Below are 24,978 nucleotides of genomic sequence, written 5' to 3'. Positions count from 1 at the left end.
AAAAGCATTTTTATTATATTTCTTCTTCAACAATCTGGCCCGATTGTTGAAGAAAGTAGCCTGTTCCAATAAAGAACTTTATTGTTCAGTAAACAACTTGTCATGAAACCATAAAACGAACCGAAATTTTTCTTAAGAGTAGAAAATTCGGCTCGCTTTATGTTGGGATTTGCTTAGCGTATATTTTCGTTAAAACGTGGGCGGGATCCCATTGCTATTAAACTAAGAATTTAAGTGTAATATCATTTAAAGGAATACTTAAGATACAAATAAAATATCTTTTCTATGTCGCATTGTTTTATTGAAGTCTATCCCGAGTTGTAGCTAGTTCAATGCGACTGTAAATTCGGAGTTCGGTGCGCCAGCAAATACAACCGTTCCGTTCTCTGGTAGTTTCACTTTGTTATTATTACTAACAACGCTAAAATTGACGCATACTCCATTCTCATCATACACCGCGAATGAACTTCCTGATGGCAACTCCACATTCATCGTTTTCCCTGCTGCCTCTTGCGGGATCGTAAACCATTTCGCATGCCCATTTTTTTGCAGTGTAACTTTCGATAATTGACCTGCATCAAGGGATTTTACGTTAGATTCACTGACGTATAAAAAGCTGGCCATCTCCATATATTCAGTACCATTCTCTGTATAAAAATGAGCTTCCGTCGTATCCCGCCCATACATCACAGGAATCTGAATTTGATGCGTCGCCGTATTCGGACCTGTAATTTTTTTGCCGTCCCAATACCCATCCTTGATCGTAATTTGTGTGTTAAGAGGCATTAGTTGTCCTAGATAGTTCATAGAATTAAATTTTTCGTTAACGAGGTAGAACTTTCCGCCCTCGCGCTTCGCCCATGCAGCAGCTGTTTTCTTCGGTAACACATTGTTTTCTAATTTTTGGGCTAAATATTGAGTCAGCACAGTTTGCCCCAATCCCGGCGATAATTCATATGTGCTCTCTCTCAAATAAACTTTTCCATTCTTCTCAGTAACGAAGTTAAGCTTGGAAGTACCCTTCTCATTTATAAAGCTTCCATCCGCCGTATATACATATTTTTCTTCCGGGTTAGTTGGTAAAAACAGTTCTCCCTTCTTCGTAATTTCTATTTTGAAATGGCTGCGGCTATTTCCATAAAAACCCGCTTTTTTTACCACGTCTTGAGGCACTTTAGCCTTGACGGGCTTGCCGAAGGATTTATCTGGTTTTATATCCTTAATTGTTCCTTTCTCTTTAAGCCTAGCTAGCAGTAATTTGTTTGCCAACAGTTGATTTGTCATGCTGGAGCCGCCGGAGGACAATACAGCTGCTGCCATCTTCTGTTCTGGAAGCACGACCAATGTAGCATGTTGCAGCATCGTATCCCCACCCTTAGTCAACGCTTTTATCCCATATTCACTGAATGGGTATAGTTTCACACTATCCCAGCCAAGACCATAGTTGAACACATTTCCGCTATCTCCCGGCCACATTCCTTTTTTATATTCTTCTTGTTCCATCGCCTTGACTGCTTTATTAGAGAGGATTTCTTTTCCCTGTCCCATAAATATTTGTGAGAATCGCACCACATCTTCTGCAGTAGAAGAGATTCCTCCCGTACCAATCACATTTACCATTTCACTTGGAAGCTGTCCCTGGTATGTCGGAGAATATTGTCCAGCCCGCTTTTCGTCTTCCCATTTATCTTGCGATGTTATCGTATGATTCAGTTTTAATGGCTCTGTAAACTTTTGATGTAGAAATTCAGTAAAACTCATACCGCTGACTCTTTCTACCAAGATCTCAGCCAGCGTAAAACCGTCATTACAGTATACTGAGAACGCGCCAGGGTCTGCCTTCAAGTTTTGGTTGGACAATTGTTGCAACAAGATATCATGGGCATAAACATCATTATCTTTAAATAAAAATGCATTATTGAGCGTCGAACCTTGCAAACCTGAGGAGTGATTCAACAGCATACGCGGTGTAATGCGTTTATATCGTTCATCTTTCATTTTGAACTCAGGAATATAGCGGGTAACAGAAGCATCCAAATCAACTTTTCCTTCGTCTACTAGTTTCATAACAGCCGCAGCCGTATATACTTTACTGGTTGAACCAATTCCATATAGAGTATCTTTGGTTAATGGCTCTTTCCCCTCTATGTCATTCTTGCCTGTCTGTCCTGACAAAATAAGTTTACCATTATCAATCAGCGCATACTGTACACTAGTCGTCTCATAGGACTTCGTGAGCAGTGCAGCGTTCTCTGCAGCAATCTTCTCCAAATCTTTGCTAGCAACTTCTTGGCTAGATACAACCGGAGTCTTACTGCTAGAAGACGCTATCGCTCCTGTTGGTAGGCTCATCGTTAGAGCTAAGGTAGCGGCTAACACTCCAGATAATTTATTTTCCATAAGAAAAATTCCTCCTTAGATAAATGATCGATTTCATCTTTTATTTGTTCAATTACAAACATCACATAAACTACTATTCTGGCTTTATCTCTACTGTCGTAACAAACGGTAAAACCTCTCTTTTTCACATGTATGTTAGTACCATAAATGATTTTTTTATTTAGAATGCGCCTATTACTAGTTTGGTTTTCGTATAAATAAACCCTATTTATCCTCCCTCTTTTGTGCTTCTCTATATTTGTATCCTACATAATAAAAATTTCTTTTTTCTTATGCATTTCTTACAATTTCCTTACGTTCAAATCACTTCTGTAATTAGATAGGTTTTATTTTAAAATCTTCAGGATAATAAATGCTTATATAATCCCACGATTTCATAGAAGATGGATTCATAACCCTGCGCCAAATCATCACGCACATCTCTGACATTGCCTTGGATCCCCCCCCAACCGGCATCAACACTTCTTCACGTTCTTATAAATAGTAATAACTAATCAACTCCTTACCTGAAAATAAATGAATATAGAAAAAGAGAGATAAGGTTAAAATACCTTTATCTCTCCTTTTCTCTCACATATTATACGAAGGATTTTTTTGTTTTGGGGTTAATCTGTTTTCTTAGCTTGATGGGCATGCAAATGTGGCAATTACTTCTTGTAAAAAAGAAACGAGAACTGAGTGAATATAAGACCATGTATATGGTTAAAGATTACTTTCTTTTTCTTTTCCAAGCTATACAGAAAGACACGCAAGAATTATCAAAGGTTCTCCTTCTTCTGTTTAACCTCCTACAGCACAACATAAAGAACAGTACCTCAAGATTTTGGTTCGTTGGTATGAAGGCGATTTCTCTCAATCGGTTGAGGAGCATAATTTACTATGGGAATGGGACAATAACAGCACTGGTAAAGCATACGAATTAGCGACACCGGAACAAGAAGAAGCATACATTCTAGAACAAGCGAAGTCTGAAAAACAATAACAAAAACGGACCTGTTATCAGGCCTTTTCTTGCATTTTCTCTGTTATACCCCTTTAAAAACTACTTAAGTCATCTACCCTTCGTTACCTCTGGTTACTAATTAACAGTTATGTTTATAAATTTGTAACATGTATAGACAGGTATATATGTTATAATCAACTTAGCAAATTACAAATAAATTTGCATTTCCTGTGACCCTTACCTCCCAGTAAGGGTCTTACTCTTTTATAAATAATTATTTCAGTCCAATTTTCACAACGACACTTTCACAAATGTAAGAATTCTCATATATTAGACTTCATACAACCTTCTCCAAGGAACAATATACTGATACAAAAATCCCTATTTATATAGGGATTTTTTTGTACGAGTCCCTCACCATCAATGTAAGAAATAAAAAAAGAAGGGGATTATCCCCCTCCTTTTATGCTTGCCTGACTTTCGGAATTATTTCGTATACCCACGATTCAGTTCCGTTAACTTTTCATTGATGTTAAAAATTCTTACTCTAATATCTTTAACACCAGCTGCTTCAAGTCTGTTCTTGTGCATTTCAGCGTATTTTTCAGCATCTTGTTTTTCTTCAAATACATAGATGCCTCCAGCTTCTTTTGTTTCTTGATTCTCAGTCCATATTTTCCAATGGAATCCTTCTTCTTCGTTAATACTTTTTGCTAAATCCCAAAATCCTTTTTCCATTTCTTCACCAAAAGGACCTTCAAACGGAAAATCAACTTGTAATAAATATGCCATCTTCACTCACTCCTATTTTTAATATAAAATTCATCAGGAATTCCTTTTTATAAAAATTCTTCCCATTCTTTTACTAATTATGATTCAAATGATAGTAATGTCTAAATTCATATCGCTATTATTATTCAAGCACTACTTTGAGAATCCCCCTATTTGTAAAATAATCACAAAACGTTAGTAACTTGAACGTATAAAGTTTAATAGTTTTCAGTTATGTTTAAAAAATATGATACAAACTTATCCCTAAACTAAGGACGAACAAAACAAGTGCAGGTATCGCTTTCTTAAAAGGATCTCTCGCTAATACAATAAGGGTTAATGCAGCTGCAAGCATCGTACCGCCTAACAACAATCCTGCCAATAAAGCTGCCATTGGAACCCAAATTCCTATTAACATTCCAATTGCTCCTACAATCTCAAAAGCTCCAGTTAAGAAATTAAAAAACGAAGGTAAACCAAATCGCTTAAATTCATCTGCCATTTTCCCAGATATAATTTTCGTTCCTGTCATTAAAAAGAACAGAAACAACACTACTTTTACAATATTGATGAAAATTAAAATAGTCATCACACCTTTCTTATTATTTGATAAAAATCAGTATTGTTCGGATAGTAGTCACTACCTTTACCCTATTTCCTGAGATTGCCCTTATGGAAATGGATTCAATTCACATTACCCTTTTCCATATGAAAGGGATAATAATTACATGCTATAGCATATATAATACAAAAAATTTGACTGGTACTAGAAAAAAAGTGATCTGAATTAAATATTATACAAAATAAAGCTATCTCTACCATTCCCCGAAACACAATATATGCTATAGCATATATAAGATATAAAACAGAGGTTGTTCCTTATAAATAGCATGGCATCAATAAGGAACAAGTATTAATAGCGTGTATCATACAATTTGTTTAATAATGATTGTAATACTTTAATTTCTTCCTCGCTCAAATTACTCGTAACGAAATGGTGAGCGTCTGTCACTACAGGCAAAATTGTTTTCTTTAACTCGTCGCCTTTTTCAGTTAAAAACAGGTTGTGTGAACGCCGATCTTGCTCATTCAAAGCCTTCTTTACAATCCCTTTTCTCTCCATTGACTGTATCATTCTTACGACAGTAGTTTGATCTTTATCAATCGCTTCTGCTAACTCTTTTTGAGTAGTGGCTCTTTGGCTACAAAGAACACTAATAATCCCCCACTGCTCTGGCGTAACGCCAAAAGGCTTTAATTTCTTCGTAAAATAATTGGTCATTTTCACATCAGTACGATGAACAAGATAGCCTATTAAATCATGTAAGTTCATGTATCACCTCTATAAATTAATATATAAAAGAGTATAGCATACCAGTCAATTATTCACAGTGAATGTATTCGTTTTATTAATTATATGCTATAGCATATATATTATAGTAGGTCATTTTAATTGTCAAATGAATTACCTATTATTTTTCTACAGTATCCGTACAGCTTATTAAAAATAGGAAAATCCCGTATTGAATAAAAATACGGGATTGTTATAAATAAGTTATTCACTTATTGGAAAGAAATTCATTCGTTATATGTTATTTACCTAATTAAGAAACATTCATATACCAGCCCAAACATCTTTTCCATATCGCCCTTCCTCTTGTACACGATCTAACCAATTCCTTGCTTCTTGTTCACTGACTTCATGAATTTCTTGATAGGCTTGACAAAGGGTGTCTTCTACGTCAGGAGCCATTTTACTTCCATCACCACATATGTAAAGATGAGCTCCATTATCTAATAACGAAATTAAATGGATTCTATCTTCTTTTATTACATGCTGTACATATGTTTTAGGATGTCCTTCTAAGCGAGAAAAAGCTGTGTGTAAAGAGATTAATCCATCTCTTTCATCATTCTCTAGTTCTGTACGATAAAGATAATCCTTTTCAGGATGACGACAACCAAAGTATAGATGTGCTTCTCCTACGTTCATACCTTTTTGCTTTTGAACACGTCGTGCTTGTAAAAATCCACGGAATGGTGCAATTCCAGTGCCTGGTCCAACCATAATAATTGGTGTTTCTGGATTTTCAGGTAATTGAAAGTTTGATTGTGGCGTTCGAATGAAACAGATAATCTCATCTTTATTATGACGCTGAGCTAAATAATTAGAAGCGACTCCTTCATATGTCCCTTCCCCGCTCCATGCAGGCGCATTCACAACACCAACCGTAATGCTCAGACGATCCTGTGCAACGAGTGGAGAGCTTGAAATTGAATAGTAACGCGGTTTGAGCGCAGGAAGAAGTTCTAAAAAGCGTTCAAATCGGATTTCACAAGCCTCATACTTTTCAAGAAGATCCAACATTGAAATACGTTTCTTTAATATTTGTTCTTGATAAACTCCGTCTTCCAATAATGATTCCAATTCCTTTTTATGAGGAGGGCATGCTGTGAATGTCACCATTTCTCGTATTTGTGCTCGAGTGGCTGCTTCTTGCACTTCAACACTATAACTAAGAAGGTCATATAAACGAACAGGACTGTCTAAAGGTATGTGATTTACACTTCGTCCACTTGCACTCAGTATGACTTGATCCTTCCCGTTTAATCCAAAGCGTTTTAAAATTCGGTTGACATTTTTCTCGCTATTAATTGGCAGTACCCCAAGATGGTCTCCTTCTTTATATGTAGCGCCTTCTGGCAATGATATCTCAATATGTCGCGTGCTTCTTTCACTGCTAGATGATTGAAGTTCACGATTTTCTAATATAGATGCATAAACTGCTTCATATGTTCGCGCAAGAGGAGATCCCCCAAGACGACTGACAAATTGTAAACTTAATGTACTGCGTTCTTTCTCCATGTTTTTGTTAAGTTCCAATCCAAATGCCTTCATCGCATCAGACCACATTCTTTGTTTCCATTGCTCGAGCTGTTCCTCGAAATCACCACTTGCATCCGCTTCTCCACGTGTAGAAAATCTTGTTGCTCCTTTTTGCGCCATTTGCTCATCAATGTATCTTGGAATTCGCTGATAGGTACTAGCCCAATTATGGTCTCCACAACCAAAAACTGCGTATTGAACACCTTTTAGCTCATCCCCTTTTAATTCCTCCAGCCACTGCACAAACTGCCCTGCATTACTTGGCGGCTTTCCATTATAAGAAGAAGTTACAATAAGAACCGCTCCTTCTTTTGGCAAACTTCCAATTCGATCGTTAAGAGCTGCCACTTCCGTTTGAACACCTTCTAAACTAGCTGTATCTGCTAGTTCTCTTGCAATACCTTCTGCTACCCCTGTATCTGAGCCATACAGAACAAGAAGTGAAAGATTATCGGCTCCAATAATGGAAGGAGTTTTCTGAACTTGCTGCTTAATTTCATGGTTTTTTAGTTTCTCCTCTGTAGGCGCAAGAACAGTAGTATGGCTAATAGTTTGATTTCGGGGTACAATCCTAATTTTAAAATCACCAGGCTTTAGCGTTAATGTTTGTTTTACATCCAGCTGATAGTCTTCATAATCGATGAATTCAAAATGTTGAAGAAGCATTCCCATCACGAGTGTTGCTTCATGAAGTGCAAACTGCATACCGATACATGCTCGCTGACCATTTCCAAATGGCTTATAAGCATGATGAGGAACCTTATCCAGCTCTTCAAATCGTTCAGGTTGAAATTCTTCCACATTGTCTCCCCACGCGTCTTTATCCCTATGTAGCTGTGGAATAAGAACAGAAATACGATCTTCGCCTTTCTTAATTGGGTATTTTCCACCAATTACTGTATCTTCTTTTGCATAGAGACTAAATGCTGGAGCAGTAGGCCATAGACGTAGTGATTCATTTAAAATCATCCGTATATACTTTAATTTCATAACTTGTTGGTATGTTGGAGTAGAATCTGTCAAAACACGATCTACTTCTTCATAGGCTTTTTTCAATTTATCCGGATTCTTTAATAAAAAATAGATTGCAAAAGATAACAATCCACTTGTTGTCTCATGCCCAGCTATTAAAAAGGTAATAATTTGGAAACGAATATTTTCATCATCTAATTTTTCACCAGTTTCTGGATCCTGCACATTTAACATACGGGAAAGCAAATCATTTTCTTCCTGATTTTCACTACTTTTACGTTCAGCAATAATATTATCTACTAATGAAAACATAGATTGAATATCATGCTGAAATTGACGTTTCGTTCTCCACATGAGTTTGTCTTCTATATCCAACCGCTGTAATTGGTGCATCGCCTCATCTAACGCACGGGTCATACTAGTAATAAAAGGATGAGGGGTCTCACGATAAAAGCTATTAAATCGATAATTAAAACCACATAGACCAATTGTATCTAATGTAAGGCGAGTCATATCTTCCGGAACATCTACGTTTTCATTCGGATTCAGTCTTGCCCATTTTTGAACGAGTTGTACGGCAATATCGACCATCATAGCATGGTAATCTTTCATTGCTCTTTGGCTGAATGTAGGCATCAAAATATTATGAGCTTTTTGCCAGTTAGGCTCTTGAGTCTCGCTTGTAAATAATCCATCTCCAGCAAAAGCACGAACCTTTGCTAAAGCACCCTCTATACTTTTATCGAACCGTGTTTCATCACAGACTTCCGCTACCAGTTCATGTCCCGAAACGACAATGATCGTATCACTTAAAGTTTGAATTCGAAAAATGGGACCATACTCTTCTGCCAGCTTAATAAACGATAGAGTCGGTTTATCTTTATCGATTAATGGGAGATTCCCCAGCGGTCCATATGTTTTCGGCTGAGGAATGGCAGATACTTTTTTATCCATTACAAACACCCTTTCAAAAAGCATGAAATAAAGTGAAACTTTAATCAGTGGGGTTTTCTTCATCCCCCACTGATTATTAGTTGAACCAATCGGACTTTTATGGGCAGTTGATCCCCCACCTAACTTCTTTGCTTTCGCTGAATTTTGAGGTGGGGGTCTTACTGCCCATTAAAGCGGGATAAAATATCCCATTCAATAAAAAGAAGCTAGCAATGAAGCGCCTGGGATAAAAATATATAATTAATTACCTTAATGTATCTTTCCCCTAACTATTCATGATTATGATATTGCTTATAAGGTCGGTAATCTAAGTTGTTTGTTGATATTAGATTTCTAACTTGCAGCAAAAATACTACATTAAAATGAAGCGTATTATTATAATGTTTATCAGAAGTTGAGAGCTAAAGATTGTAGTATGTGGAAATCCAGTAGTTTCTCATGTCAATTCAAACAAATACGATAAGCAAGTATACTGTGTTACGAATGAAAAAGGATCTGATATGAATATCAGATCCTTTTCATTATGTGTAATTATTTCACTTTTTCTTTCAGCTCTTTTTCCCTTTTAGTAGAAATCATCATCTTGATTTTTATTTTGCTCTATCGATTTAACCTCTCAACAGCTTCCGGGCTTGTATCTACACGTTTAACGAAAAAAACTAATAGTAGCGCAACGACATTCATGCCAAGTGCTACATAGAATGAATGCTGAATTCCGGATAATAAAGCCTTCTGCGTTAACATTATCTTCGTAGCTTCTGTGAAGTTTGTTGGATCTACATGAGCCATTAAACTTTCAGCTTTTGTTTTTGTTACAGAATTCATAATGGTAACAAGAATAGCAGTACCAATTGAACCGGATACCTGTTGAGCTGTATTATTAACAGCTGTACCGTGCGGATTTAAGCGAGTTGGCAATTGATTAAGGCCATTTGTCATAAGCGGCATCATCACCATCGCCATCCCAAACATCCGCAGTGTGTAAATAAGAATAATATGTGTGTGACTAGAGTCGAGTTGTAGGTTTGCTAGCATATAAGTTGAAACGGCTGTAATGGAAAGTCCTACTATACCAAGAATACGAGGACCATATTTATCAAATAGTTTCCCTGTAATTGGTGACATAATCCCCATTATTACGGCACCTGGAAGCATCATCAGCCCAGAGCTCAGCGGTGAAATACCGCGAACGTTTTGTACATAAGCTGGTGTTAAAATCATACCCGAAAACATGGCCACTGCGTTGACAATCGCAATTACAGACGCAAGTGCAAACATTGGATACTTATAAACACGTAAATCCAATAACGGTTCATTCATTTTTAATTGACGGATAATGAAAGCAATAAGGGCAATAGCGCCTATGGTTAAGGTTGTTACGACAACTTTATTCGTCCAACCATCGGAGCTTGCAGAACTGAATCCATATAATAAACCGCCAAAACCAATAGAAGATAATAGTAATGAGAGATAATCAAGTTTTGCATTTTTGTTTTGTCTCATGACATTCTCTGATTTCCAAATCCCTAACAGCAAGCTAATGATTGCTAACGGTAAAATCATTTCAAAAAGCAAACGCCAGTCATAATACTCTACAATATAACCTGATAATGTCGGTCCAATCGCTGGGGCTGTAATCATAACTAGTCCAAAAATCCCCATTGCTGTTCCCCTTTTTTCTCTCGGAAAGCTTACTAGCATAATATTCATTAACAAAGGCCCCATGACTGAAGAACCTGCTGCTTGAACCATTCGGCCAGTCAGTAATAAACCGAAGTTCGGTGCTACAGCCGCTAAGGCCGTACCAAGAGTAAAAATCATCATAGATGTAATAAATAAGCTCCTATTGGAGAAGCGCGTTATTAAAAATGCTGATGCTGGAATTAATATACCACTTACAAGCATATATCCTGTAGAAAGCCACTGGATCGTTGAATAATCTTGAATGTCTAAATCCTTCATTATTGATGGCAAGGCTACATTTAAAAGGGAGTTATTTAGAAATGAAACAAAGGCCCCAATAAAAAGGATTACAAGCATTACATATGGTGGTTTTCTTTTATGTAACGTTTCACTCATATATTTATTTGCCCCTTCATTATAAATTGCATTGATTCGTTTAAATTGTTTGCATATACGCACAAGAATACGTTGTCCTTGCAGTATTTTGCCAAACTCTTCGCATGGATATTCTCTTTTTAGCAATTCTACTTGCTCAACTTAAAATTTTGAATGAATATGTAAACATGTTTGTTAACCAAAATTAAATGAGGCTGAAATAAACAAAAGGAGCAAATGAAAATATCCTTCGAAAATAAAGTGAAACTTTAATCAGTGTTTTTTTTACAGGAAGCCGACAACAAACAGCCGGATAAATCAACAAGACCACACACCCATTCCTTTAAATACAGGCTTGGAAATCTAGTTATATAACCATCCATAAACAGGACTAATACATAGACTAAGTCTAATATTACATTTTAAAAGTAAGGGGAATAAGTTTATGAACCAATATTGGTATTTGAATTCAAAAGGAAATGAGAAGCATTATAATAATCAAATTCCAATGTCCTCATTATATGTACAGCCCCAAATAACTAAAGCTGAGGGAATGAATCCTGAGAATTGGAGTTGTCGCTTCTATCCAGTTGGTTGGGATTCACGGGCCAATTATACGGGTTTCAATCCCCAAACCCTTCCTTTCTCTTCAGGTCATCCAATCCATTATGCAGGGATGATACCACAAGGACAGCCTACTAATTGGACTCCATTCCCAGGCCATACAGGTTTTAATTTTCAAAAACCTCCCTTCCCCTGGGCTCAACCTTTCAATCATACAGGAATGTTCGCACAAGGGCATCTTGCAGCTTTACTATCGCCGCCAGCTAAGGCCTTTAAATTTAATACCAATAACGGGGGTATTTTCGGAAACTCTCCAGGATGGGGAGGACAGATAAGTCCCATGGGATGGGGGAATAACGGAGGTTACGGCCAGCCAGGAATGCTTGGAAACTTACTTACAGTAGGAAAAGGCACTATGAATGGAATTGGAATGCTTAGTAGTCTAATGGGTATGGGGAAGTTCTTCTTTTAGTGGATTAATTATTAACCCATAAACTTGCCATGAATGCTGTTGGTTTGTAATAAAGTTTGATCAAAAGCATGCTACAAAAATTGATTTTTCAATAGGAAAAAACCAAATATTTCGAAAGAAAACTCGATCAAAATGCTTGGTTTTTTTGTTGCTAGTGAATAATTTTTCATAAAAAAGTTTAATCATTTTTCTACCTGTGTTTGCTCAACAATCGCGCCCAATTGCGATATTATTAAATTGCTACCCTTTTTTCCTTTTCGGCCAAATAAAATTGCTTATGGCAATCAAAAGATCGATACCCAACACAAGTGTCCATACTTTTAGAAAGCCAGCCAACACTTCTGTTCGCGAAGAATCGTTAATTAAATAGATTAAGACAAATAAAATTCCGGCACCTATTAGAAAAGCAAGCACATGTTGTCCCCAGCTTTTAAAGTAGTGTTTCGCATAATCCATGCCAAATCTTTTAACTGGTTTCGCTCCTTGTTTCATCACATAATATTGAAAGCGTATATCAGCCCACTCAATCATACTCCTACCGAATGCGATTGAGATTCCAATATAAATAGCAGCTATTGCATGCACTTGGGTAGCAGTCGCACCACGATACAAGTCGACACCCGTAACAACTAATAAAATTAAATCAATAACAGGTGTTAAAGCTAGGAAAAACAATCCTAATTTATTTTTCTTAAGGATATATCGTGTGAGCAGACCTAAAGTTATAACAATCCAAAACCCTATTTCACAAGCAACGATCAACCACGCAATTACATTCACTCCAACACCCCCTTGTACAACACAATTACTCGCTTTTCCTTAACAGTACCACAATATGACCCTTTAGTGGAGTAACTTTATTGCATAGGATGGTTAATTATTTTGCTTAAGTTTAGTACTTTCAGGGAATTCATAAGATGTAGAGATTGAGGCACTTAAATGAATGGCAGAAGGATAATTTTATTATTTATATTACAATACCTTAAGAGCTATGGAATAAATTCTTCTTCAACTAACCAGCTAATAGAAGCATAGAGATTCCCCACCTTTTAGGATAGTAACGTATAAACGCGAAAAAACTCCTAACTAATTTTGTTAGGAGTTTTTCACATATATGATATTTTTTTAATCCTCATTATCGATTTCTATTACGCCTGTTCTAGCACTAACTTTTAAAACATTTAATAGATTCTCAGGTGTCTTAATTTCCACTTCATATTCAAATGTAGATTGTGTTAAGCTGTCATCTTCTAATTCGAATTCTTTTTTCACATTCATAATTTCTCCATTTGTATGGGCTAAAGAAATTTCACGAACTTGTTTCTCTGTGTAGTTTTCATTCTTTTTTGCATAATTGTAACCCATACCATAATATCCACCAACAATAGCAATACCACTTACTAAAATAGCAATTACACTTATCATTATTTTCTTTTTATGTTTTAACATTTTCATCCACTCCTTCATGATTAATCCTCTATTCCAAATCTTGCTTCCAGTGCATTTTCTGCTTGCTCTAATTGATCTTCCAATATATCGTGTTCTCTTTCTTGCGTTTGATATTGTTCAATCGTTATCGTTCCAGCACGATAATCTGCTTCTAGCTGATTATCAGATAAATCTATTTTGTCATCTAATTGGTCAATTTCTTTTTTGACTGCTAAGTACGTATTTAAGTTATCTTCTTTTACTCCAACTGGTTTCGTGTTATTTGCCTTTTCTACAATAGATGAGACTTCGTTTTTGAAATCTTGTATTTGCTTCGAATCATTCGCAGCAGGTAGTGTTTTTTGTGGTTCTTGTTGTAGTTGAGCAACTTCTTTTTGTAATTTATCATTTTCCACTTTCAGTTGTTGTACTTCTGTATTGTTATCAGCTTGAGTAGAACAAGCTGTTAACAATAAACAAGAAATTGCTCCAATCAGCATCCATTTTCTCATTCGTTTTTCCTCCCTTTACATGTGCACCTTAACCTTGCCTTTATATTACTGAACAAACATTAAAGGAAGATTAATGTACAAAAAATAAAATGATATAATTAAATCGTTTCTAATCTCTCTTTAATGTTTTGGAATTATAGTGATACATATAAATAAGGAAAAAAGGAGAATGTTAATGCGAGTTCTTATTGTCGAAGATGAACAAGACTTACAAAATATATTAGTAAAGCGATTAAATGCAGAACATTATAGTGTCGATGCATGCGGGAATGGAGAAGATGCCTTAGATTATATAAACATGGCTACCTACGATTTGATCGTGCTTGACATTATGATTCCCGGAATAAATGGTTTACAAGTATTACAAAAATTACGCGCGGACAATCATACAACTCCTGTCTTGCTTCTTACAGCTAAAGATACAATTGATGATCGCGTAAAAGGACTCGACTTAGGTGCGGACGATTATTTAGTAAAGCCGTTCGCTTTTGACGAACTGCTAGCAAGAATTCGAGTGTTAATGCGAAGAAAAACAGGAAATACATCTAATGTGTTTGAAATTGCTGACCTAGTGGTGGATTGTAATATGCATAAAGTAACAAGAGGAGACCAAGTTATTACTCTTTCCAGTAAAGAATTTGCTATTTTAGAATATATGATTCGTAATAAAGAAGTTGTGTTGACACGAGATAAAATTGAGCAACATGTGTGGAATTACGACTATGAAGGTGGCTCAAATATTATTGATGTTTACGTCCGCTATCTTCGAAAAAAAATTGATAGCCAGTTTGAAACGAAGTTAATTCATACAGTAAGAGGAACTGGTTACGTATTGCGAGTAGAATCATGAAAAGACTATCAATAAAAATGAGAGTAACCCTGTGGTATACGGGGCTAATTGTAATTATTATGGCACTCGTGTTAGCTTTTATTTTAACTTCTTCAGATAAAGTTTTGCTTTTTAATATGAAAAATCAATTGAAGAGCACAGTAAAAGAAAGCGTTGAAGATATCGAGTATAAGCATGGGCAATTAAAGATGGACGATGATTTTGAAACCTTTGAAGATGGAGTAAATATCATCATTTATAATAAACAAAGTGAGCTGCTGGCAGGTAATAGTCCAACAAGCTTTAATAAAAAGATATCGCTTAAATCCGATGAAATACAAATTATTAAAGACGGTAATAAAGAATGGATCGTATATGATTTTCTCCATAATGCAGACGGCGGTGAGCAAGTCTGGGTGCGTGGAATAATGACGATGAGCCAATTATCATCAACGATGAATACACTTATCGTATTAACACTGATCTCATTTCCATTACTTATTCTCATTGCGGCAGTGGGAGGATATTTTATTACGCAAAGAGCGTTTCGACCTGTGCAGCAAATGAGTGATTCAGCCAGTAAAATTGGTGATGGTAAAGACCTTTCGAAGAGAATTAATTTAAAAGGTTCACCGAAAGACGAAATGTATCATTTAGCACAAACTTTTGACAAAATGTTTGAGCGCTTGGAGACATCATTTGAAAGTGAAAAACAATTTACATCTGACGCATCTCATGAATTAAGAACACCAACATCTGTTATTATTTCGCAATGCGAATACGCTTTATCGCAGAGAAATAATCCGAAAGAAATGGAAGAATCGTTAGAAGTAATTTTAAAGCAATCACGTAAAATGTCCGCGCTAATCTCACAACTCTTATTATTAGCAAGAGCTGACCAAGGAAACGATAATACTTTCCAATTTGAATGTATCAATATGAGTGAATTAACAGAAATCGTTGTAGAAGAACTTTCATTAATGGTTCAAGAAGCTTCGATTGATATAACAACTCATATAGAGGAAGATCTGTTTATAAAAGCAGATCAAACATTGATGATGCGTTTATTAATGAATTTATTAACGAATGCGATTGCGTATAGCAAAGCGAACGGAACTGTTCATATGCAACTGTTCCGTGACGAAACCAACATAATAGGTAAAGTCTCCGATAATGGCATAGGCATCAGTGAGCAACATATTACGAAAATTTGGGACCGCTTCTATCGAGTTGACGCAGCACGAACATCTTCAAACATTGGAAATACAGGTTTAGGATTGTCAATGGTAAAATGGATTGTCGAACTGCACGGAGGAGAAATTACAGTTGAAAGTGAATTAGGAGAAGGCAGTACTTTTACCTTTAAACTACCAATTGAAAAACAAGCCTAGTTGATGAGCAGCTGTAGCTTCAGAATAAAGATCTCTCTTCCCCCTTATATAAAAGTAATTGACGTATTTTAAACATCATTAATGAACAGGGTAAAATACGAATAGTATTCTAGAAGTTCTTTCTTGATTTCTTTTTACTTGTAAATTTGAAAGAAAGATTTCCATGCTTTAAACAAATTGTCAATTTTATCGTTTTGGACAACCTGTTCCGTTAAGTTGATATACATGTGGAAAAAACGATCGAAATAAAACCCCAGAAATCCAAAGGTCTCTGGGGTTTTATTATATATTTAGCTCTTTTTGCTTTTTGTTTTGTTTACGTCTATAAAGTAATTTTCGACTTATTAGAGAAATCACTAATAAAATCAGGATTAATACGATAAGTTGCATAAATGACAAATCAAAATATTTAGCACCTGTAACGATTAAAAGTGTAGAAATCGTGCCTTTTACAACGAAAAAAATAATAACCCATAATCCGCCTTTTTTCCAGTTCATTTTCTATTACCCTTTCCTACGCTTAAATTCATAAATGGAGCACCTTAATAGAAATCTATTATATTAACAAAAAATACATGTCTAATTAAATGCGACGATTCTATATTAAGTGAAAATGATATTCATTGTCAATTTTATTGACTATTTGAAAACCTGTTTTATCTTAACCTCTTTCCACTTTGTTTCTTATACGCAATAAACTCTTGTATTTAAACAAAAAACACCTCCATTGCATTTGCACACTTAGTATGCGAATGCAAGAGGTGTTTTTCATATATTTTCTGCTTTGTTTATTCGTATAAGTTCTTAATACATAGCTATTTTCTAGTACACAATAACTGGATCATACGTGTTCAAACTATCATATACAGTTTTTGCAACGTTAGGAAGAAGGTTCACACACCCGCCTGATCCCCCTGTTACATACGCATTATTTCCCCAGTCTTTTCGCCAGCCAGCATCGTGGAATCCTTGACCGCTATTTGTGAATGGAACCCAGTAATCTACTTTAACCGCATAATCAGCTTTCCCTACTGCGCTACCTCTTAGCGTGTATGGTGTTCGTTTGTATAGGACGTACCACACACCTGGTGATGTATCTTCACCTGTACTATGTTTACCCGTTACTACATTTGTTGTAACGACTAATTTCCCATCTTTATAAATCCAAATTTGTTGATCTGCAATGGAAACTTCTGCATATGTGTCTCCGATGCCATTATTCGCTGTTGTTTCATAGCCGATCCCTTCCTTCTTCCAACCATTTCCGTGAATATTAGAAGCAGAAAGTGATTTTTCACCTTTCTCAAAGGCTTGTTGAACTTGTTTTGTCTCTTTTTCAACATCAAGTGCCCAGCCGTATCCTTGACCTTTTACTGATATGACCGAACCAGAATGTGTTTTAAAAGCGAAGTCTTTATGTAATGTAGATTTAGCCTTATTAATTTCAGCAACCTTATTCTTAATTTCTCTCGCATCGATTGTCACCTTCATATCTTTTGACATAGAGGCATTTTGAATTAAATCTTTTGCTTTTAATGAATACACTTCATTTTGCACTTTATAATCAACAGACTGCGTAAGAAGATTCTGTAATGCCTTCTCTTCTTTTTTAATAATCGGATCGTTTTCTTTAATAGGCTGTATGTATGCAGACTTTAAATGAATTTCGCTTTTATGCTTCTGCTTATCGTAATCTTTTAGTAGACTCGTAACGTCGTACTGTTTTCCATCAACGCTCTTCGAAATAACAATTTTTCCTTGTTCAAGCTTTGCCATAGCATCTTGAGGTGCCTTTAATTTTTCATTCATAGACACGAGCTTTTCTTCTACAAGTTTTTTCATCGTTTCACTACGATACTGCTCTGCCTTTTTTGGTAGCAATGAATAATCTTTTTCCTTTGAAGAAGGGAAAAATGTCCACTGGCTTTTTAATAGTTTTTTAACTTGCGGCAAATCTTTTTCCGTCAGTTCCGTTTTTGTCTCTTTTTCATCTAAAATTTGTTGTTGATCAATATAAACTTTGTTTGCTAGTCCAGATGTTTTTAATTTCTGTATTGCCTCATCAGCGCTCATACCACCGACTTTTGTATCATTAATCGTAACATTTGAATTGAAGTGAGTTGCCTGATAATAACTCATTCCCCCAATAAGAAGTGCAATTACACCGCCACCCGCTGCGATAAGCTTCCAATTTGTAAAACGTTTTTTTGATCTTACCCGTTTTTTCTCAACTTCTTCAACTGATTCATTTACTGTATTGTTATTCATCAATCTTCCCCCGTATACATTAACGTCAATCGATTTTAAACCAAAACCATTGATTAGTGTACCTTATTTTTCCTGAAATTTCATTGTTTTTAAGTAGGTTTTATTTCATTTAATCGTTAAAAGTTAGATTTTTTATAGAAAGATATATAAATATGGTAGATAAAGTGAAAAAGGAGCTACACCAAGTGAGCTATTACGGGGCTCCTAGCATTCCCCGAATTGTAAAGAGTAATACTCTCAATGAACTTTAACTTAATGAAATAAATGTTAGAAGGTTCAAGTTAGAGGATAGCACCTTAGAATGTCTTCTATTTATGAAAAATATCCACAAAAAAGGGTCTACATGTAGACTCTTTTTTGTGAACATTTTAATATCGTATTTTTATAAAAAAAGAATTCCCCCTATACTTCCCGCTTTTCACCAAGGTTCACAACTTCTACTATTGGTCTAACTCATTTCACCCTATGCCCTTTTATCATCAACAACTTTAAGCTATTATATATGTTTGTACCACGCTTTATTGATACGTTCACTCTTTTCAGGTGTTGAAGTTTTATAATCATTCTTTGTTGTAACCCTATTATTAGAACATCCTGCAATAGTGAGACAGCATGTAGCCAATAACGCTAATAATATTAATTTCTTCAAATAGCCACTCCTACATAAGCGAAATATTATATTAAGAAAATTAAACATAACATCGAATCTTTCTAAAAACAATATATTTCCTAGTATTATTATTCATCGGCGATTTAACGGATATCTTAAGATGTACGAATCCACTTACAACCCTAGAACCTCATGTTCAGTAAGTCAATATCCAATTTCCATTTTATCCGATTTTTAATGTTTATTCCAATATAAAAAGATAGCTATTTTCGTTGAAAACTAAGTGTCTTCCAAAATAAAAAACTGTAAACCCCATATACATTTATTCAACCAACTTCTCTCCTGTAATAATCTGAAACAAAGTGGCTGCATTTTTCCCTTCTAATTGAACGTACTGACTATTCCCCGCTATGATTTCTATTTTATCCTTATTAGGAATTACCCAAATTTGATACAACGTAGCTTTCGCCTCTATTTTCGGATTTTTAAATTGAAAAACAAAATGATAATCAGCTGGACGCGACATTTGCACTTTTTTATTTTCAAAATGAGCATCATTTAATATTTTCTTTACTTGCTGAACTTGCTTATTATCTGTAACTACCTTCAAATCTTCATATGTATCATCTACATGTTTTTGCACTTTGATCGTTTGATCTTCATTTCCTATCATATTCGAACAACCCGCTATTATGAATATAACTATGGCAATAAAAACTACTGATACATTTGTCCCCTTCATATTCATCAACCTCATTTCAATTAAAATATGAATATTGTAAAATAAAGGAAATAACTTTATAGTTAGCAACATAAAGAGCAACAAGAAAGGAGTACCGTCTATGCAGTTAAAAACATACACTTGGAAAAGTTATACGTTTCTCATTGTAAGTATATTCGTTACGATTAATCTTTTCCTTTTCACACCTATTTTAGACAGAGTTGGGATAGAATATGTCGTGCCTTTCGCCTACTTCATATTAGCTTCCGCTGTTATAGCAATTCTATTAGCGATTATCTCTTTTTGTAGCCGAGATGAGAAGAAAATTTTAGCAATTATCGGTTTATGCTTTACTCTATTTAATACAGCAATTATTTTATTCTTCCTTTGGTTCGGTTACCATTTTACTTAAGTGAAATATAAATAAACTCCATAGGCCACAAATAAAATAAATAGAATCGAAATGCTGAGTACTGTATATATGATCCATTTTAAATTTGAACTCATATACTCCCTCTCCCACACTGTGATAATTCCAGTATATAACAAAAAGCATTGGATACCCAATGCTTTTTCATACTTACGCAAATAAAGATGTATTCGCATATAAAGCTGGTGAACCACCTGAATGTACGAATAAAATGTTGTCCTCTTTATTAAATGTACCTTTTCTAATTAAGTCGATTAATCCCGCTACTGCTTTACCTGTATATACTGGATCAAGTAAAATACCTTCTGTTTTCGCTAACAGCTGCACTGCTTCCACCATTTCTGGCGTTGGTAACGCGTAACCTGGTCCTACATATTCATCAAAGCATGTAACCGCTTCGCGCGGGATAAAGTTTGGAATACCAACATGAGCTGACGTTTCATCTACAAGTTTTGCTACTTTCTCTTCTTGCTCTGCTTTTCCTCTACTTACGTTAATTCCGATTACGGGGATGTTACTTTGTGTTCCAGCAAAACCTGTAATTAAACCAGCGTGCATACCGCCGCTACCACTTACGCAAACGACTGAACTGAAATCAATTCCTTGGTCAAATGATTGCGCCATAATTTCTTGCGCACAAGCAACGTATCCCATTGCGCCAGTAGGATTCGATCCACCAACTGGTATTACATATGGTGTATTCCCTTTTTCACTAACTTCTTTTGCTACTTTATGCATCTCTTCCATAAGATCTGCTCCGTTTGGTACAACAATGACATTTTCAGCACCTAGTAAATGATATAAGAAATAGTTTCCGTTAAAGTCTCGCTTCTCTTCTGGCTCAAGCCCTTCTTCTAATACAAGGATACATTTCATTTTTTCTTTTACCGCCGCTGCAAGTGTTAGGCGGCAATGATTTGACTGAATACCACCAGCTGTAATTAACGTATCTGCACCCTTTGCCTGTGCATCCGCAACTAAAAACTCTAACTTTCTCGTCTTATTACCACCAGCTGTTAAACCAAGTAAATCATCTCGTTTAAAATAAATAGTCGGCCCACCAAGTGCTTCTGAAAAATTGTTTAATTTTTCAATTGGTGTATATGACTCTGTATATTTTTTTCTCGGGAATTTAGCTAAATTCATGAATAACGCTCCTTTTGTACTTCTTTCACAATGTATGTAACGTTACTATTATTACATGTAAAAATGATGAAGTCATCTTTCTGGGGGAAAAATGTATTGGAATTCGGTTTTGGTGTATGGAATTGTATTAATAATTTTAACTCCAATACGGTACGTGAAATTATAATAATGATTTTAACCATATTACGGTACATGAAATTTATATCGACGATTTTTCAAATATATCGTTCATAACTTGAAATATATCAACGATTTTTTCAATATATCGACGATTCGACATAAAATATCGACTTACCGACAAAACTTGACAACACAAAAGGACCCACTCGATAAAAAGTAGGCCCTCTTCCAATCACTTATTTGCAGAAAATCGAAGAAGCTGCGTTAATCCTGGTTCTAAATTCATTTCGCCTTTATGGCGTACGTATACGATTTTGTCCCCGTCAAATTTGGGCGGGTTTTCTGGATTATACGTCAGCCACTCGTTCGTTCCTTTTACAGAGTACTCCATATACTCCGTTGCACCAATGATTATATTTTTACTATCATCTGCCGTTACATTTGGTGCCATTTGTGCAATTTTCGAATTACTAATTAATAATTTCTTTATTTCCTTATCACGTTTGTAATCATAAGCTGTCACCATTACATCGCTACCATATGCTTTCACTTGCAACCCTTGTTTGAATGAAGAGCCATCAGGAGCAGTCTTCTCTCCTCCATTTGGTCCAGCCGACATCCAGCCCGTTTCAATCCCGCCCGTATTTACAACAGTAAATCCTTTTTCATCTCCGCCTGCAATTTTCTTTTTACCAGCCCAGTCGGGTAAATTTAAATCCCAATGCGTATGACTCGTGAAGAAAACAACTTGCGGATAGTCTTTTAATATATCGTACAACTTATCGACGTTTAAATAATCTTGTAAGTACGGTGATTGTCTTGATCCAGACACCGTATCAGGTAAAACGTGATGAGAGAAAATGAAAATTGGCTTATTCTTATCTTTTTGACTATACTCTTCTAAATTTTGTTTTAACCAACCTAATTGCTCATCACTCATATATACTTCATCCCACATTTTTGAATCGTGGTATTTCATATATTTTTCCGTTCCTAAAAATAAAAGCGGATAACCGTCTAATTCTTTTTTATGGTACACCTTTTCTTGTCCGCTAAATTGTAAATAGCGATTAAATAACGTTTCTTCCGTTACACCATTTGGCCATGTACTTTGAGAAAGCTTTCCATCAGCTGTCCATTTACCAGCATAAAACTCATGATTCCCAACAGTTGACCATACATTTTCCGGATGCTTATTTTTGTTTAGCACACGCTTCACATCATCATATTGTGACTGTTGTCCAGTTGGCGTTATATCCCCATTCATAATAAGCGCTCTAGAAAGCGGCGTCACTTTGTTCATATCTTTTAATACGTGATCAAAATCTCCTAAATCACCTTGAATGTCACTAATAACGTTAAAAGTTGTAGCTGACTTTCGAACTTGCTCTTTCCCTTCTGCATACACTGAAAACGTCGGCAATAATGCCGCCATAACTGCTAACGAAGCAACTGTCTTTTTCATACAAATTCTCCCCCTAATAATAGAATGTACAAACTGACATATTCTGCTTTCTCTTAGGTGCTTGTCCAATTCACATTATAAGGAGGGATTGTAAAGATAGATGGAGTAAAAAATTAAGTGTTTTTTAAAAGATTTTGTTGTTTTTTGCACTCCAAAATTAATGATTCACGCCAATCTAGCTTTCTAGCCTTTAACATTACATACATGTAAATTTTGATGTTAATTTTTTTCGTTTCATACGTTGTTTTTTATTACTTTTAATTTTCGGGAAAAATCCACTAATTAATAGCGTTATAATCCATGCCATTATTAGAATGAAATTTATTGTATTACCGGAATTCAAACTAAAAACTCTCCACAAATAAGCAGCACAAAAAATGAGAACAGCAGTAACAACAAGTAAAAATGTCCTAACTACTAATCCGATGTAAGATTTCTTCTCTTGCTTAAAAATGAAAGTTCTTCTACCTTTGTACAATCTAATCACAAATAGTAGCAAATATATACTAAGTGTGGCCCCAATAACAATTGATGTAATGAAGTTAGTTTTTCTCTGCTCTGCTAGAGAAAAGTAACTTTCAGGTAATTTTCCCGTTTCATATTCAATCCATGCGTGGTAAATATCCTGTCGTAAGTCTATACCACCTTCACCATTTGTAAGGATTACCAATCCATCCTTTGTATTAGGAATAAAACCATAAAAAGAATGCCAGCCTCGATTGTCACCAGAATGATAAAGTAATTTCCATTGATTAGATAATTTTTTTTCAAATATACCTAAACCATTCTCCCCTAATATCAGCTTTTGCATTTCCTCAACACGTTCACTTTTGATGACACCATTCCCTTTATTATTTGTATCCATGCTTGCAAGTATCAATGTCATCATATCGGTAACATTTGTCTTAAGACCTGCAGCAGCCTGTTCGGTAAATTGGTAACTAGGGAGCTCCTCTCCAAAATATCCATAAGCTTTTGAAAGGTTATGGTTTTCAGGACGTTGTAAAAATGAACTAGATTTCATTCCTAAAGGTTTCATAATTTGTTCTTCCATATAACGATCAAACGGTATTCCGGTAACCTCTTCAATTACAAGTTGTAAAATTGTATATCCGCCACCAGAGTAAATTGTTTCTGAACCTGGTTTATTGGTAACCTCCACTGCTTCATTAAGCCATCCTTTTCCAGACAGAGACTCCTCAATAGAGTCAAGATGTTTCCCTGGTGCAACCCCGAGGTATCCTTTATGTGCAGATAGTCCTGCTGTATGACTTAACAATCTTCTTATGGTTACTTCATTATTATTAAACTCTGAATTAGGTAATTTCCATTTGGTCAGATATTTTCCAACGGGATCATCTAGTAATAAACGTCCTTCATCTACAAGATGCAAGATTCCCCACGCTGTAAGGTTTTTAGAAATGGAACCAGCCTGAAACAAAGTATCATCACTCACCGCTTTTTTTGCCTTTTTATCTACATAACCGTAGTTAAGTGTATAAGCAATACGTCCCTCATGCACAATTCCTATTGCAACCCCCGGTACCTCATAATCCCCCTGCCATTTTGGTACCTGTTCATCCAGCTTTTTTTTGAAATCCTCTATACTCCTATCAGTCAGCATGCCCGATTCTGCCCTCACCACATTTGTAAACCATGCTCCATTCGTAATCAATATGCAAATGATTAAACATAAAATGCTTTTGCATATTATCGATGCTTTTTGTCTATTCTTCATTTGTTCTACCCCTTTTTTCAGAATATTCTACCCATCAATCAGAGTATCCCATTCCAATATCCCGTTCTATCGATTTTTATTACTTAACCTTACAAAATTGTAATAAAAATCAAAGAGCTAAAGTTTTACTGTTCTTTATCCAAAGACCATGATATTCATCAACAAGATAGACATGAAGTTATATTTATGGTTTCAGTTAATGTCCCTAAAATACTAGTTCGGTTAAGCAATTGGATATATTCCACACTACAAATATTCATTTTATAAAAAGAAGAACCCCACACATTTTGAGTAAAATG

General features: G+C 35.5%; 20 protein-coding genes and 1 pseudogene. 6 read left to right on the top strand and 15 right to left on the bottom strand.

Annotated features, from left to right (window positions below; genetic code table 11):
* Nucleotides 1-324 precede the first annotated feature (324 nt).
* Nucleotides 325-2,400 carry a serine hydrolase domain-containing protein gene (locus tag AC0L0O_RS08515; RefSeq protein ID WP_473785721.1) on the bottom strand — a complete coding sequence of 692 codons (2,076 nt, stop codon included), beginning with the start codon at nucleotides 2,398-2,400 and terminating at the stop codon, nucleotides 325-327.
* A gap of 635 nt (nucleotides 2,401-3,035) precedes the next feature.
* Here AC0L0O_RS08515 and AC0L0O_RS08510 point away from each other — a divergent pair.
* Together AC0L0O_RS08510 and AC0L0O_RS08505 are read left to right on the top strand one after the other, a co-directional pair.
* Nucleotides 3,036-3,212, top strand: a pseudogene (locus tag AC0L0O_RS08510) (IS4 family transposase); the annotation flags it as partial.
* 11 nt (nucleotides 3,213-3,223) lie between these two features.
* Nucleotides 3,224-3,382, top strand: coding sequence for a DUF6241 domain-containing protein (locus AC0L0O_RS08505; RefSeq protein ID WP_001982172.1), 159 nt, complete (start codon nucleotides 3,224-3,226; stop codon nucleotides 3,380-3,382).
* 447 nt (nucleotides 3,383-3,829) lie between these two features.
* Here the strand turns inward: AC0L0O_RS08505 and AC0L0O_RS08500 are convergent, their stop codons facing one another.
* The 5 genes from AC0L0O_RS08500 to AC0L0O_RS08480 form a co-directional block, all read right to left on the bottom strand.
* Nucleotides 3,830-4,135 carry a monooxygenase gene (locus AC0L0O_RS08500; RefSeq protein ID WP_000323761.1) on the bottom strand — a complete coding sequence of 102 codons (306 nt, stop codon included), beginning with the start codon at nucleotides 4,133-4,135 and terminating at the stop codon, nucleotides 3,830-3,832.
* A gap of 217 nt (nucleotides 4,136-4,352) precedes the next feature.
* Entirely contained in the window at nucleotides 4,353-4,703 is a 351-nt protein-coding gene (locus AC0L0O_RS08495; protein ID WP_000153831.1) for a DoxX family protein, read from the bottom strand.
* A gap of 324 nt (nucleotides 4,704-5,027) precedes the next feature.
* Entirely contained in the window at nucleotides 5,028-5,447 is a 420-nt protein-coding gene (locus tag AC0L0O_RS08490) for a MarR family winged helix-turn-helix transcriptional regulator (RefSeq protein ID WP_001048553.1), read from the bottom strand.
* A 282-nt stretch (nucleotides 5,448-5,729) separates the two neighbouring features.
* Nucleotides 5,730-8,927: a bifunctional P-450/NADPH--P450 reductase gene (cypD, locus tag AC0L0O_RS08485; RefSeq protein WP_473785720.1), complete on the bottom strand. Its 3,198-nt coding sequence runs from the start codon at nucleotides 8,925-8,927 to the stop codon at nucleotides 5,730-5,732.
* 600 nt (nucleotides 8,928-9,527) lie between these two features.
* Nucleotides 9,528-11,006 carry a DHA2 family efflux MFS transporter permease subunit gene (locus tag AC0L0O_RS08480; protein ID WP_000005124.1) on the bottom strand — a complete coding sequence of 493 codons (1,479 nt, stop codon included), beginning with the start codon at nucleotides 11,004-11,006 and terminating at the stop codon, nucleotides 9,528-9,530.
* A gap of 424 nt (nucleotides 11,007-11,430) precedes the next feature.
* Here AC0L0O_RS08480 and AC0L0O_RS08475 point away from each other — a divergent pair, with 424 nt between their 5' ends.
* Nucleotides 11,431-12,021, top strand: a complete 591-nt coding sequence (locus tag AC0L0O_RS08475; RefSeq protein ID WP_001077883.1) for a hypothetical protein — start codon at nucleotides 11,431-11,433, stop codon at nucleotides 12,019-12,021.
* Nucleotides 12,022-12,261: 240 nt separating this feature from the next.
* On the opposite strand, the gene AC0L0O_RS08470 is transcribed toward AC0L0O_RS08475, so the two are convergent.
* The 3 genes from AC0L0O_RS08470 to AC0L0O_RS08460 form a co-directional block, all read right to left on the bottom strand.
* The gene (locus tag AC0L0O_RS08470) at nucleotides 12,262-12,801 is read right to left on the bottom strand and encodes a hypothetical protein (protein ID WP_001100676.1); all 540 of its coding nucleotides are present in this window, start codon (nucleotides 12,799-12,801) and stop codon (nucleotides 12,262-12,264) included.
* Nucleotides 12,802-13,146: 345 nt separating this feature from the next.
* Nucleotides 13,147-13,470 carry a PepSY domain-containing protein gene (locus AC0L0O_RS08465; RefSeq protein WP_000912145.1) on the bottom strand — a complete coding sequence of 108 codons (324 nt, stop codon included), beginning with the start codon at nucleotides 13,468-13,470 and terminating at the stop codon, nucleotides 13,147-13,149.
* 20 nt (nucleotides 13,471-13,490) lie between these two features.
* Nucleotides 13,491-13,961 (bottom strand): lipoprotein, encoded by a 471-nt coding sequence (locus AC0L0O_RS08460; RefSeq protein WP_001233655.1) that lies wholly within the window; start codon nucleotides 13,959-13,961, stop codon nucleotides 13,491-13,493.
* A 175-nt stretch (nucleotides 13,962-14,136) separates the two neighbouring features.
* Here AC0L0O_RS08460 and AC0L0O_RS08455 point away from each other — a divergent pair, with 175 nt between their 5' ends.
* Entirely contained in the window at nucleotides 14,137-14,811 is a 675-nt protein-coding gene (locus tag AC0L0O_RS08455) for a response regulator transcription factor (RefSeq protein WP_001264530.1), read from the top strand.
* Entirely contained in the window at nucleotides 14,808-16,181 is a 1,374-nt protein-coding gene (locus AC0L0O_RS08450; RefSeq protein ID WP_000826694.1) for a sensor histidine kinase, read from the top strand. Before AC0L0O_RS08455 ends, AC0L0O_RS08450 begins: the two co-directional genes overlap by 4 nt.
* A 282-nt stretch (nucleotides 16,182-16,463) precedes the next feature.
* Here AC0L0O_RS08450 and AC0L0O_RS08445 read toward each other — a convergent pair whose 3' ends face one another.
* The 3 genes from AC0L0O_RS08445 to AC0L0O_RS08435 all read right to left on the bottom strand — a co-directional run bounded on the left by AC0L0O_RS08445 (nucleotide 16,464) and on the right by AC0L0O_RS08435 (nucleotide 19,801).
* Nucleotides 16,464-16,679, bottom strand: coding sequence for a hypothetical protein (locus tag AC0L0O_RS08445; RefSeq protein ID WP_001104106.1), 216 nt, complete (start codon nucleotides 16,677-16,679; stop codon nucleotides 16,464-16,466).
* A 324-nt stretch (nucleotides 16,680-17,003) separates the two neighbouring features.
* The gene (locus AC0L0O_RS08440; protein WP_473785719.1) at nucleotides 17,004-18,449 is read right to left on the bottom strand and encodes a L,D-transpeptidase family protein; all 1,446 of its coding nucleotides are present in this window, start codon (nucleotides 18,447-18,449) and stop codon (nucleotides 17,004-17,006) included.
* Between the two features lie 932 nt (nucleotides 18,450-19,381).
* Nucleotides 19,382-19,801, bottom strand: a complete 420-nt coding sequence (locus AC0L0O_RS08435; RefSeq protein WP_274451250.1) for a YhfM domain-containing protein — start codon at nucleotides 19,799-19,801, stop codon at nucleotides 19,382-19,384.
* A gap of 100 nt (nucleotides 19,802-19,901) precedes the next feature.
* Between AC0L0O_RS08435 and AC0L0O_RS08430 the strand changes: the two genes are divergently transcribed.
* The gene (locus AC0L0O_RS08430) at nucleotides 19,902-20,192 is read left to right on the top strand and encodes a hypothetical protein (RefSeq protein WP_001176316.1); all 291 of its coding nucleotides are present in this window, start codon (nucleotides 19,902-19,904) and stop codon (nucleotides 20,190-20,192) included.
* A gap of 168 nt (nucleotides 20,193-20,360) precedes the next feature.
* Here AC0L0O_RS08430 and cuyA read toward each other — a convergent pair whose 3' ends face one another.
* From cuyA to AC0L0O_RS08415, 3 genes are all read right to left on the bottom strand, one after another.
* The gene (gene cuyA, locus AC0L0O_RS08425) at nucleotides 20,361-21,356 is read right to left on the bottom strand and encodes a D-cysteate sulfo-lyase (protein WP_001046594.1); all 996 of its coding nucleotides are present in this window, start codon (nucleotides 21,354-21,356) and stop codon (nucleotides 20,361-20,363) included.
* 352 nt (nucleotides 21,357-21,708) lie between these two features.
* Nucleotides 21,709-22,941 carry a DUF4073 domain-containing protein gene (locus tag AC0L0O_RS08420; RefSeq protein WP_001982454.1) on the bottom strand — a complete coding sequence of 411 codons (1,233 nt, stop codon included), beginning with the start codon at nucleotides 22,939-22,941 and terminating at the stop codon, nucleotides 21,709-21,711.
* A 196-nt stretch (nucleotides 22,942-23,137) separates the two neighbouring features.
* A complete protein-coding gene (locus tag AC0L0O_RS08415; RefSeq protein WP_075395706.1) occupies nucleotides 23,138-24,679 on the bottom strand; it encodes a serine hydrolase domain-containing protein in 1,542 nt (513 codons plus the stop codon).
* Between the last annotated feature and the right edge of the window lie 299 nt (nucleotides 24,680-24,978).

This window comes from Bacillus sp. GS3m_15504, from assembly GCF_055825275.1.
The sequence above is the reverse complement of the archived record's forward strand: the minus strand, read 5'-3'. Positions and strand labels throughout refer to the sequence as shown.